The 12,446-nt window shown below is 69.5% G+C and carries 7 protein-coding genes; 6 read left to right on the plus strand and 1 reads right to left on the minus strand.

Going from position 1 to position 12,446, the window contains the following annotated elements; genetic code table 11:
* Nucleotides 1–658: 658 nt before the first annotated feature.
* The 3 genes from ACH4OW_RS10130 (at nucleotide 659) to ACH4OW_RS10140 (ending at nucleotide 6,769) form a co-directional block, all read left to right on the plus strand.
* Nucleotides 659–5,047, plus strand: a complete 4,389-nt coding sequence (locus ACH4OW_RS10130; RefSeq protein WP_398026466.1) for a hypothetical protein — start codon at nucleotides 659–661, stop codon at nucleotides 5,045–5,047.
* A gap of 1 nt (nucleotide 5,048) precedes the next feature.
* Nucleotides 5,049–5,462, plus strand: coding sequence for a hypothetical protein (locus ACH4OW_RS10135; RefSeq protein WP_398026468.1), 414 nt, complete (start codon nucleotides 5,049–5,051; stop codon nucleotides 5,460–5,462).
* Between the two features lie 251 nt (nucleotides 5,463–5,713).
* The gene (locus ACH4OW_RS10140) at nucleotides 5,714–6,769 is read left to right on the plus strand and encodes a biotin/lipoate A/B protein ligase family protein (protein ID WP_398026470.1); all 1,056 of its coding nucleotides are present in this window, start codon (nucleotides 5,714–5,716) and stop codon (nucleotides 6,767–6,769) included.
* Between the two features lie 72 nt (nucleotides 6,770–6,841).
* On the opposite strand, the gene ACH4OW_RS10145 is transcribed toward ACH4OW_RS10140, so the two are convergent.
* Nucleotides 6,842–8,170, minus strand: a complete 1,329-nt coding sequence (locus ACH4OW_RS10145) for a Rieske 2Fe-2S domain-containing protein (RefSeq protein WP_360124009.1) — start codon at nucleotides 8,168–8,170, stop codon at nucleotides 6,842–6,844.
* Nucleotides 8,171–8,781: 611 nt separating this feature from the next.
* On the opposite strand from ACH4OW_RS10145, the gene ACH4OW_RS10150 reads away from it, so the two are divergent.
* The 3 genes from ACH4OW_RS10150 to ACH4OW_RS10160 all read left to right on the plus strand — a co-directional run bounded on the left by ACH4OW_RS10150 (nucleotide 8,782) and on the right by ACH4OW_RS10160 (nucleotide 12,444).
* Complete coding sequence (locus ACH4OW_RS10150; RefSeq protein ID WP_398026472.1) at nucleotides 8,782–9,639, plus strand: XRE family transcriptional regulator; 858 nt, start codon at nucleotides 8,782–8,784, stop codon at nucleotides 9,637–9,639.
* Between the two features lie 223 nt (nucleotides 9,640–9,862).
* Entirely contained in the window at nucleotides 9,863–11,089 is a 1,227-nt protein-coding gene (locus ACH4OW_RS10155; RefSeq protein WP_398026474.1) for an ATP-grasp domain-containing protein, read from the plus strand.
* A 92-nt stretch (nucleotides 11,090–11,181) separates the two neighbouring features.
* The gene (locus ACH4OW_RS10160; RefSeq protein ID WP_398026476.1) at nucleotides 11,182–12,444 is read left to right on the plus strand and encodes an ATP-grasp domain-containing protein; all 1,263 of its coding nucleotides are present in this window, start codon (nucleotides 11,182–11,184) and stop codon (nucleotides 12,442–12,444) included.
* Nucleotides 12,445–12,446 lie beyond the last annotated feature (2 nt).

Consider the following 12,446-nt stretch of genomic DNA (forward strand, 5'->3'; position numbering starts at 1 on the left):
GTGATCCGGCTCCGCACAACCGTGATCCAAGCAACATGACCCCATGAAGGAGTTATGTCCAATTGAAGCCTTTCGAGGACAAATGCAAAGTATGAGGATGATCTTTCCTGTCGTAGGGTGATGCGAGCGCCTGGCCGACCTTCGAAGGCCGCATTCATTCCACGGAATGTCCGCTGCAAAGCCGGTGACCGCGTCGCCGCACTGCGAGCGGCGGCCAGGGCAACGCGGCGGTAGCCGGCTCCGCGCCGTCTGCCGAAGCCCTTCACACGGGGCGGGAAGCCATCGGTTTCCTTTTGCCGCGCTTCGCCCGGCGCATACGTCCACGGTCGGCTGACTCGCGGACACACACGCCCCCTGACGACCGGGCGTATTTCGATATTCATAAGGATTGATCACTTCTTGTTTTCGCCTTTTCCCAGGCATTTCGGCAGACGTCTCGGAATCGTTGCCGTCGCGCGCCGGGATCTACCGGCCCGCGCAGCCGGGTGACGACCGCGCCGTCCGGTTCGACGTCCGGGCCGGCCACGGGCTTTGACGCGCTGCGTCACCACCGCGCCTGTCTGCGCGCCGCCCGCCCGCCGCCAGGCAGGCCATGCGCGCAAGCCACCATGCCGCGGTACCCGCCGCGGACGATCGAGGAAGATTTTTGATACACCACTTGAGAACCAGATGGCGGGCACCCATCGCCGTGGCGGCCGCCGCGGCGATGTTCACCTCGCTTCTCCAGACCACCGCCCAGGCCGACGACCGCCCGCAGGACGACCCCGCGCCACAGCGCTCCTCGGTGGTGAAGCACGCCGACCGGGACGCGGTGCTGGGCAAGGACTGGCACACGTCCCCCGACCGGGCCTGGACCACCAGCGGAGACGCCGAGGGGTTCCACGTCCTGGTCGCCGACCAGAACCAGGCGTACGAGTGGCGCACCGCCGCCACCCTGCGCGAGCCCGGTTTCGACACCGACATGTGGATCGGCAACGCGTGTGTGACGGGCTCGGGCAAGCGGGCCGTGGTCGCCTACGCGCCGCGTGCGTTCACCAACAAGCCGGAGCTGATGGCTCGCGGCGCGTTCACCGCCGTGGTCGACCTCGCGACCGGCGCGGTGAAGAAGCTGAACCGGCAGGCGTCGCTGGCCTACTTCAGCCCGGGGTGCGGCACCGGCGAGACCGCGGTGCTCACCCAGGACGGCGGCGAGGACAAGGGCGCCACCCGCCTCGTCGAGGTCGATGCCGCCACCGGCGGGCTGAGCGCACCGCTCGAACTGAAGGGCCAGGTCACCTCGGCCGTACCGGTCGGCAAGGGCTTCGTCGCGGCCGACTCCAACCGCCTGGTGACGATCGACAAGTCGGGTGGGCGCCGCACCATCGCCCGTACCGGCCGGATTCCCTTCCAGCTCAAGCCGGATGCCGACGGCGGCGTCACCTACCTGGACCGCCCTGCCGGTACGTCCGGCCCGAGTCCCATGGCCTACACGGCTCCCGCCACCCGCTCGGCCGCCGCGGCCGGGAACGGGGAACAGGACAGGGGCGAGGCCCGTCGGATCACCGCGGACGACATCGGCCGGCCGGACGCCCGGCGTGCCAAGCCGGCTCTCCTGGCCCGCGGCCCGCTGCACAGCATGGACCTGTCCAGCAGTGCCACCGGCGAGGTCTTCATCACCGGTGAGACCCAGGGCGCGGACAAGCTGCCCGGGTCGGTCAAGCGCCGTACCGACGTGGACCCGGGCGCCCGCGCCACCACCCACGGCAAGGCGCTGGTGACCCGTACGGAGTGGTCGGACGGCAACGACCCCCGTACCGCCCCGGAGCAGGCCCTCGCGCCGCGCTCGGCGGACGTGGACGTGAAGGTCCTGGACACCGGCCGGCAGGCCGGATTCCGGATCGACCCCGGGCATCAGGCGGTCGGCGACCCGGCCCAGGGCGCCGCGCCCTCCCCCGCGCTGACCGCCCCGGCAGGCTCCGCCGCGGCCCGTACCGCGGCCTTCCACGCGCGGCCGGCCAGTTCCGTCAACGACACCGCCGAACCCGGCCGGTACTGCTCCGTGCCCCGCAACGACCCGCGCAAGCAGGCCCTGCAGCCCAAGCCGCGGCAGATCGAGTGGGCGGTGGACCAGGCGGTCACCAACAACCTGAACAAGCACATCTCGCGGCCGGCCAACTGGAAGAACCTCGGCATGGGCGCCTACCGGCCCCAGTCCCTCTTCCCGCTCCTGCAACTGGAGGGCGGCGGCCGGATTCCCGCGCAGGTGATGCTCGGCGTCACCGCGCAGGAGTCCAACATGTGGCAGGCGTCGCGCGTAGTCGTGCCGGGCGTCACCGGCAACCCGCTGATCGGCAACTACTACGGCATCACGTACGCGGCCAACGGCCGGCAGAACGACCCGTGGGGCATCCACTGGGACAAGGCCGACTGCGGTTACGGCATCACCCAGGTCACCGACGGGATGCGCATCCAGGGCAAGGAGAAGCCGGAAGAGCAGCTGAAGACCAAGCTGCAACAGGAAGCCGCGGCGCTGGACTACACGGCCAACATCGCGGCGGGCGTCAACATCCTCGCCGACAAGTGGAACCAGACCCACAAGGACGGCCTGACCGTCAACAACGGTGATCCGAAGTACATGGAGAACTGGTTCTTCGCCCTGTGGGCCTACAACTCTGGGTACTACCCCAAGTCCGAGGCGGGCAAGAACGGTGGCAAGTGGGGTGTGGGCTTCACCAACAACCCGGCCAACCCGCTGTGGAAGGCCAACCGCCGGCCCTTCCTGGAGAGCGCGACCGGCGGCGACAACTACAAGGACGCCGCCCACCCGCAGGACTGGCCCTACCAGGAGAAGGTGCTGGGCTGGGCCGCCCGCCCGCTGGAGGCCCTGGAGTCCCCGGGCAAGATGGTGCACGGCTTCCGCCAGGCATGGTGGACGAACTTCGCGGACCGTACGACCGTCAAGCCGCCCGAGGGCCTGTTCTGCACCGCCGACAACGACTGCGACCCGAGCAGGATCGGCCCGGACGACAAGAACGAGCCGGGGCTGGGGGCCTGCAACCGCAAGGACCTCAAGTGCTGGTGGAACAAGCCGGTGACGTGGAAGAAGTGCGACAAGGGACAGTGCGGCAATGAGCTGCTGAGGTTCAACGACTCCTACAAGGAGGAGGCGGACGGCACCGCCTATCCGCCCAACTGCTCCACCTCGGGACTGCCCGGCAACGCGCTGGTCGTCGACGACGTGCCGGACGGCACGCCGGTCGTGCGGCCGGGCTGCGCACAGCCGAAGAAGAACAGCGGCTCCTTCCGGCTGGACTTCGCCACCGACTCGGCGAAGATCGACTTCCAGCAGCTCGGCGCCGGCTACGGCAGCCACTTCTGGTTCGCCCACACCCGCAAGGACGACGCCAAGGGCCGCCGGATGAAGGTCACCGGCAGCTGGAACTTCGACCGCAAGGTCTCCGGCCCGGCCAAGGTCATGGTCCACCTCCCCGACCACGGGGCGCAGACCAAGGCCGCCACGTACGAGATCGAGACCGCCAAGGGCAAGCGGACCCGGGTCGTCGACCAGCTCAACCAGGGAGGCAAGGGCAAGAACCGCTGGGTCACCGTCGGCGCGTTCCTCTTCGACGGAAAGCCGAAGGTCACACTCTCCAGCATCACCCCGGGCGGCACCGGGGACGACGACATCGCCTTCGACGCCGTCGCCGTCGCCCCGATGAAGGGCAAATGGGTCCAGCACTCCTTCGACGCGGTCGCCACGATCGACCCGCACCAGAACCTGGACACCAAAACCCCCAGCCCCTTCAACACCCCCATCCGTGACCGGCAGACGCTCTACGACTGGGCCCGCAACAAGACGGTCGGCGGAGCACCCTGGAACGACAAGAGCAAGCCGCGGGTGAAGGGCCTCACCGAATTCCCGGCCTGCGCCGCCGGCACCGCCGAAAAGGGCTGCCTCGGACCCAAGACCCTCGCGGCCATGCGGACGTGGTCGAAGAAGGTCGCCGATGCCGGTACGTCGCTGACCGGCGCCGCGTCCCAGGCGCAGTGGATGGGCTTCACCAATCCCCTTCCCGGCGCCAAGAAGCCGGCGGACGCCTTCGCGTCGGACCTCGACTACAAGAACAAGACGCACATCGACGCCGGCTACGTCGTCGGGGACGACGGAGAAATCGTCGAGGACTCCGAGGACTTCGCCGTGAACTGGCGGGTGGGCAATACGCGGATCGCGCCGTTCGTCGCCGATTTCGTCAAGGCCACCGTCGCCGACTACGGGAAGAGCGGCATCACGATGCCCGACCTGTCGTACGACGCCCTCGACGCCAACACCGTCACCGGGAAGACGACGCGGGTGCGCAACCCGCTGGAGACCGGCTGGACCCCGGCGCGGGCCTACCTGCCGCACCACAGCACCCCGGCCATCGACGCGTCGGGCCGGTGCCTGAAGGTCAAGACGATCGGCGGCGGCGTGGACGGCTACCGGCCGCTGGGCGGCGCCGCGTCCACCGACAAGAACATGAAGGCATGGGTGGACCAGCTGCGGAAGGCGGCCGACGGCGGCAAGCTGCCGCGGGAGGTCGCGGACACCGCGGGTGACTTCTACAACATGTTCTTCAGGAAGCTGGACATTCCCGGTGCCTCCGGGTCCCTGCTGTACGCCGCCCCGCCGATCTGGCAGAACATCTCCGTCGCGTTCTGCTCGGACGGGTCGGTCAAGTCGACGCAGGCGGTTCCCAACGCGGACAACAAGCCGAATTACGGCCTCGTGTACCAGGGTTACATGCCGGACCTGTACCTGTACCACAACGACCGCATGATTGATCAGACCGGAAAGCCCGCGACCGGCCCGGTGCAGCGCGGCAATTTCGCGGACTTCTCCAACGTCCCCGGTGTGACCTCGGACAAGGGGAATGCCTACGGAAAGTGCGACATCGCGGTCCGGGGCAACGGCGGAAATCCGTGGAACATCACGGTCCCGCCGCTCTCCTCGACCAACGAGACACCGAAACGGGTGATCTACTGTGACGACAAGACGCCCCACATGACGATCGCCCCGGACGGAGACTGAGGTGCCCACCTTCCGAGCGCGTACCTGCCTCCGGGCCGGTACGGCCCTGTGGGCCGCGGCCGGAGCCGCCGCGATGGTGGCCGGCGTCCCCGCCACCGCCTGGCTGACGGGCTCCTACTGGCTGGGGCTCCTGGCGGGCGAGGCGTACTTCCTGGTGCAGGTGCTGCTGGCCGTGCGGGCGTACCGCGCGGCCGGGCACAGCACCGGGCCGGCGCTGCGTTGGCTGGCGGGGGTACTGGTCTGGGCCGGGCTGCCGCTCTGGCTCCTGACCGTGCTGGCGTGGCTGAACGCCGACGCCGGTAACGCGTGGGCCGACCTGGCACCGAGGACGGCCACGGCGGGAGCGGCCTGCCTGATCCTCGCCGCCGTCACCTTCGCCTCGGCACTCCGCGCCCGTAGGCGGCAGCAACGCTGAACGGCGGCACACCAACGCACCGGCGGGGACGGCCACATGCCGCCCCCGCCGGTGTCGTATCCCGGTGAATTCCATGGCGTGGGCCGCTCGCTTTCGCGGCCGCCGTGAAGTATCCGTTCGGCGACGAGGCCCCCGAAAGCCTTTGGACATTCTCCTCCGGCGAGAGTCCGGCCTCGGACCGGCACCTTCGAAATGCCTCGCTCCATGCCGCGATACTGTTGGGTCTATTACGACGATGGAGGCGAAGTCATATGCACGGCGAGTACAAGGTTCCTGGCGGGAAGCTCGTAGTCGTGGACCTGGACAATCAGGATGGCGTGCTGCGCAACGTGCGGGTGGCGGGTGACTTCTTCCTCGAACCCGACGAGGCTCTCGCAGCCATCGACCAGGCCCTCGAAGGCGCCCCCGCCGACACCGACGCCGCGGGGCTCACCGCACGGATCGAGGCGGCACTCCCCCCGCACACCGTGATGTACGGCATCACGGCCGAAGGAGTCGCGGTTTCCGTGCGCCGGGCCCTGGCCCAGGCCACCGACTGGACGGACTACGACTGGCAGCTCATCCACGAGCCGCCGCAGTCTCCCGCCCTTCACATGGCCCTCGACCAGGTCCTCACCGAGGAGGTCGCGGCCGGGCGCCGCGCCCCCACCCTCCGCGTCTGGGAATGGGGCGCCCCGGCCGTCATCATCGGCAGCTTCCAGTCTCTTCGCAATGAAGTCGACCCCGAGGGGGCGGCGCGTCACGGAGTCACCGTGGTGCGCCGGATCTCGGGTGGCGGGGCCATGTTCGTGGAGGCCGAGAACACCATCACGTACTCCCTTTCGGTACCGGCCTCCCTCGTCTCCGGGCTGTCGTTCGCCGACTCCTACGCCTACCTGGACGACTGGGTGCTCAACGCGCTCGGCGACATGGGGATCAAAGCCTGGTACCAGCCCCTGAACGACATCACCTCCAAGGAAGGCAAGATCGCCGGCGCCGCGCAGAAGCGCCTCGCCGGCGGCAACGGCGCCGTGCTGCACCACGTGACGATGTCGTACGACATCGACGCCGACAAGATGCTCGACGTGCTGCGCATCGGCAAGGAGAAGATGTCCGACAAGGGCACCAAGAGCGCCAAGAAGCGGGTGGACCCCCTGCGTCGCCAGACCGGCCTGCCGCGCACCGAGGTCATCGACCGCATGCTCACCTCCTTCCGCACCCGCTACGGCCTCACGCGGGGGCACGTCACGGACGAGGAGATGGCACGGGCCGAAGAACTCGCCTCCGGCAAGTACAGCAGCGAGGAATGGACGGCGCGGGTGCCGTAGTACGGGCACGGGCCGGTGTGCGCGGCGTGCACGGATTCCCGGAGCCGCCGCGCCCGGCCGGGGCGGCCGGCGTCAGACGGTGCCCTCCGCCGGCGTCTGCGCGACGCCGGCGATCTCGTCGTACTCCTTCTGGAGGTGGTCCGGGCGACCCGCCTGGACGGTCAGGAAGCCGCCGATGCCGAACAGGCCGCTCTTCTTGCGGGCGGCGAGCTTCTCCTCGAAGACGTCGCGCGGCATGCCTGCGGTGTAGAGGGACTTGCCCATCAGCGGGAGCTGGATCTTCACGTTGGCCGCGGGGTCGCGCACCGTGCCCGGCGGGTCCTCGCCCTTCTCGACCTGCTGCATCGCCTCGAAGAACCGGCGCCGCAGCAGGGTGATGCCCTTGTCGCTGCGCCCCAGGCTCTCCGTGGTGCGGTCGGCGACGGCGCCCTGGCCGACCCATGCGGAGAAGTCCTGGTTTCCGGTGTGCGAGGTGAGGATCTCGCCGGTCTCCGGGTCGGTGAGCGGCCCGTACCAGTACGGGATCTTGTCCTGTTCCTGCTTCCCCGGGGGCACGTCGTCCGGCAGCACCGAGTACTGCCACGTGATGTTGAGGGTGCGCCGGTCGTCCACCGGGACGCGGAACTCGATCGTGTTGCCGGAGGCGAGCGTGTACGGCCAGAGGCAGAGGATGCCGCCCTCGCTCACGTCGTTCGTCCCCGCGTACGTGCCCTTGGGCGGGACGGCGGGGACCTCCACGACCCTGCCGTTGACGAAGCCGTACTCGAATTCCAGGAAGTCGATGGACAGGTGCCGCGGTACGTACTCGGGGTCGGCCGGGTTGGTCCGCACGGCGTTCCCGTTCAGGTGCAGCCACTCGAAGTGCACGGGGTCCATGCCGTTCTCGTGGCACTGGAACCAGTTGCACGGCAGCTCGGTCATGATGATCTCGACGAAGCCGTGCTCCCAGCTGAAGAGCTCGAAGTCGGGCAGCAGCGGTGCCGGGTCAGGGCCCAGGTAGGCCCAGATCAGCCCGCCGAGCGTGGCGGTGGGGTAGGCGGTGACGCCGGCCTTGTCGCGGAACCCGCCGGAGGGGCCCGCCTCTTCGAACGGCTGGCTCGCGCACCGGCCCTCGGCGTCGAAGCCCCAGCCGTGGTACGGGCAGCGCATCAGGTCGCCGTCGACCCAGCCGGTGCTGAGGTCGGTGCCCCGGTGCGGGCAGTGCCGGGTGATCAGGCCGTGGCTTCCGTCGGGCTTGCGGAACAGGACGAGGTCCTCGCCGAGCAGCTTGACGGGCTTGACGCTCCGCTCGCTCAGTTCCAGGACCGGAGCAATCGGGTGCCAGTACCGGCGGAGCAGTTCGCCCATCGGCGTACCGGGTCCCACTTCCGACAGGATCCGGTTCTTCTCGGCTGAGAGCATGATTGGTCCCTTCACCTTGCGGGTGTGCGGTCGTGCGAGAGCTCCGCGGACAGCCCACTCCCCGCGAACCGATGCCCGGGCGGGAAGTGTCGCGTCGTCACCGACACGGCCTGGGCGCGGTGTCCGGGCCGCTCCGGGACCTCGTCCCGCTTCTCGGCCACGCCTGTCCGCCCAGGCCCAGCCATCATGCGGGGGCCCGCGCCGCGTTATCCACCGGCAGGTTTTACACCGAATAACCACTCGGCGAATTGACCTTGCGCGACGGGGGCGGGTGCGCTACGGGCGGCCGAAGACGAAGCGGAACTGTGGGAACGCGAACAGCATCAGACACATCTACCGTCACAACAGGCTCAAATGTCACTCGGGTAGTGACACTTTGTGCCGCTGGAGCACATGATGTCGGCTAACGGCGCAACCTGGCCGGAGCCTCAGGCAACGGAGGTGGTGCACCCATGGACATGTGCAACTGCACAGCACACACGTGCCCGGCACCGCCCCCCAGCCGAGAGGTGACAAGACAACCGCACGACGCCGTCCCACCTCCGGAGCGGGCGCCACAAGCGCCGCACACGCCGGACTTACGGGCGGGCCGTACCAATGGGGGACTCACGATGAACGCGGAAGCACTGCGGTCGTTGCTGACGGAACGGCGGGCCTCGGTAGCCCCCGAAACCCACGGGCTCAGCCGCCCCAGCGGCAAGGGCCGGCGCGCCGCCGGCCTCGCCCAGCATCAGATGGATCTGCTGCTCAACCGTGGCCTCGGCACCTACCAACGCCTGGAGTCGGGCAAGTACCGGCATCCTCCTGTCGACCTCTTGCTCGACATCGCCCGGCTCCTGCGGCTCTCCGAGCTGGAGTGGATCGCGCTGTGCCGGTACGCCGGCATCGGCGATCCGCCCTGCCCGCTCAGCCCGCGGTCCGGGGAGAAGGTGCCCCACCTCTGGAAGGACGCCGTCAAAGGCATCTCCCACGCGGCCTGCGTGATGAGCGCTTCCTGGCACGTCCTGGCGCACAACCAGTCGTTCGAGGACATTTTCGCTCCCGGTACCTGCCCCGACAACACACTGGAGTGGCTGCTCTTCGACGGCCGGCACCTCCTTCCCAACTGGGCCGACTCGTGGGCCCGGCACCTGCTGCCCATGCTGCGCGCCGACCTGGCCGGGCGGCCCGAGGACGCGGAGCTGCGACGGATCGAGTCCGCCGTGCTCGCGGACCCGGTCGCCGGCCCGCTCTACGCTTCGGCCAGCGCCGTCGCCCACCCCTACGAGGCGGAACGCCCCCTGATGCACGCCAGGCTCGGCCCCGGCTGGATCAACATGTGCCTCGCGCAGCCCCTTTCGTCGCCGGGCGCGCGGCTGTGCATCCTCGTCTTCCGCCCGATGAAGGCGAGCCCGGCCACCATCCTCCCGCCCCGTAACCAGGGTTGCTCCGTTCCGGCGATGGAGCGGGTCCAGCTGCTCAGGTCCTGAGGGGCGCCGGCGGCCGGCAACATTAAGCCGACTTCTTTTTGGGTGTAAAAGACAGCAGTAGATAAGACGGCGCCGACCGGCTGATGATGAATGGGCCGAGCGCGCCGCACAGTGGCGACACGACGCCACCTCCATCCCATGGCCCTGCGGCCATATCCCGCTCCGCCGCCCCGGCGCAGCCTGCTTTTCACGCCGTCGGCGTTTCCTTACGGAGGGCTTACTGATGCGAACTTCCGCTGTCAAGAGCGTACTTTTTGTCGGTGGAAAGCGGACCGAAGCGCTGGAAGCGGCTCGCAACGCAGGGCTACAGGTCGTCTACCTGGGCCACACGGCAGATATGAGCGACCGGCACCGCCAACTGGCGGACGCCGCGTTCCTGTTCCCCGAATTCTCGCCCGAACTCGCGCTGCGCGCCGCCGTAGCGCTCCGTGAATTTCTTCCGTTCGACCTTGCGTACACCGCCGGTGACGCGTACCTTCAAACCGCCGCACAGATCAACGACCGGCTCGGGCTTCCGTCGAACCCGCTGCACACGGTCCGTGCGGTCAACGACAAGGCCCGCATGCGTGAAGTACTGCGCGGAAAACCGGTGGGCCAGGTCGCTTCCGCGGAAGTCCGCAACCGGTCCGACCTCGAACACTTCGCCAAGGCGAACGGCTTCCCCCTCATTCTCAAACCGAGCCGGGGAAGCGCGAGCAAGGACATCCACATCATATCCGACGCCATAACCCTTTCCGACGCGGCCGGTTCGTCGTTCACCGACGACGGAGCGGCCGGGGAAGCGGCGCCCTGGGTGGTCGAAGAATTCCTGGACGGCCGGGAATTCAGCGTCGAGACGCACAGCGCCGCCGGCGAGCACCAGATCCTCGCCGTCACCGAGAAGTTCAAGAACGAGCACTGCGTCGAGATCGGCCATGTGGTGCCGGCCCGCATCACCGACGCGGAGCATGCGCTGCTCGCCGGCGAGACGAGATCCGTACTGACCGCCCTCGGCGTGGAAGAAGGGCCGGGCCACACCGAACTGATCCTCACGGCCCGGGGCCCCCGCCTCGTCGAGACGCACACCCGTCCCGGCGGCGACGCGATCGTGGAACTGATCAAAATCGCGGCGGGCCACGACATCCACGAGCTGACCTTCTCCTGGCTGTCCGGCAAGCCCGCCGGCACGGAGCGCAAGCCGTCCGCCAACGCCGCGGCCATCTGGTTCCACACCGCGGAGCCGGGACGCGTGACGGCGGCCGGGGGCGAGGCGGCGGCCGAGGCCGGCGAAGGGGTGCTGTTCGCCTCGCTCTCGGCGGCCGTGGGCGACGTGATCCGCGAAGCCCGCAGCTCCGACGACCGCAGCGGCGAAGCGCTCGCCGTCGGCGACGACGCGGACGGCGCGCTGCGCCGCGCGCAGGAAGCCGTTGGCCGCCTCGTCGTCGAGACCGAGCCGCTCGACCGCGGCTGACCGCACGCCTGCCCGGCGCGGCCCCGGCCGCGAGAAGGCCCCACCCTCCTCATGTCCTGCCCTCCGACGACCCATGCAAGGAACGTGCACCCATGACGACGAACACCACCCCTTCCGGAGAGCCGGAGTCCGGCAAGCCGCTCCTGCTCCTGGTCGGCAGCGGAGGACAGGCCTGGCGCGAGTACGTGCTGCGTGCCATCGTGACCAAGTACCGGCTGCACCTGCTGTGTCCCGCGCCGCCCTCCTGGGAGAAGCCGTACATCGACGGCTACACCGTGGTCGACACGCTGGACGCCCCGGCGATGGCCGGCGTCGCGCGGGCCTCGGGGCAGACCTTCGCCGGCGTGCTGACGTACGAGGAGACCCGGGTCGAGTCCGCCGCCGAGCTGGCCACCGAGCTGGGGCTGCGCACCAGTCCGCGTGCCGCGGTGAACGCCTGCCGGGACAAGTACCTCGGCCGCCAGGCGCTCAAGGAGGCGGGGGTGCCGCAGGCCGAGTCCGTGGCCGTCGCCGACCTGGCGCAGGCCAAGGCCGCCGCCGAGCGGATCGGCTACCCGGTGGTGGTCAAGCCCCGCGCGCTGTCGGCGAGTTGCGGGGTGACCTTCGTGGCGGGGCCGCAGCAGCTGGAGGACGCCTACAAGGAGGCCGGCCGGATCTGGTTCGACGAGGTGCCGCGTTCGGAGGCGCCCATCCTCGTCGAGGAGTTCCTGGACGGCCCGGAGATCAGCGTCGAGGCGCTCTGCCGCGACGGGCGGCTCACCGCGCTGTTCGTGGCGCGCAAGGAGCTCGGCTACGCCCCCGGCTTCGAAGAGGTCGGCCACACCGTCCGGGCGGACGACCCGCTGCTGCACGACGAGAACCTGCTCAAGGTCCTCCAGGACGCCCACACCGCGGTCGGGCTCACGGACACCGTGACCCACACCGAGCTGCGGCTGACCGCGGGCGGGCCGAAGATCGTGGAGATCAACGCCCGGATCGGCGGTGACCGCATCCCCTACCTGGGCCAGCTCGTCACCGGCATGGAGATCGGCCTGGTGGCCGCCGACCTGGCCGCCGGCGCGGTGCCGAAGATCCCGCAGCCGGCGGGCCCGGCGGCGGCCGCCGTCCGGTTCCTCTACCCCGAGCGGGACCTGAAGCTGGAAGCCATCGAGATCGACGAGGCCGCGCTGCCCGCCTCGATCCACGAAGTACTGCCGCTGGCGGAGCCGGGCAAGGAGCTCTGGCTGCCGCCCGTGGACAACGCCCGCTCCCGCTATGCCCTGGTCATCGCCGTGGGCGAGAGCGAGAAGGACTGCGCGGCCGCGCTCGACGAGGCCGCCGCCGCGGTGACGGCCAAGGGCACCCCGCTGTCCTGACC

Origin of the sequence: Streptomyces sp. NPDC017056, from assembly GCF_044332485.1 — a bacterium.
Lineage (GTDB): Bacteria > Actinomycetota > Actinomycetes > Streptomycetales > Streptomycetaceae > Streptomyces.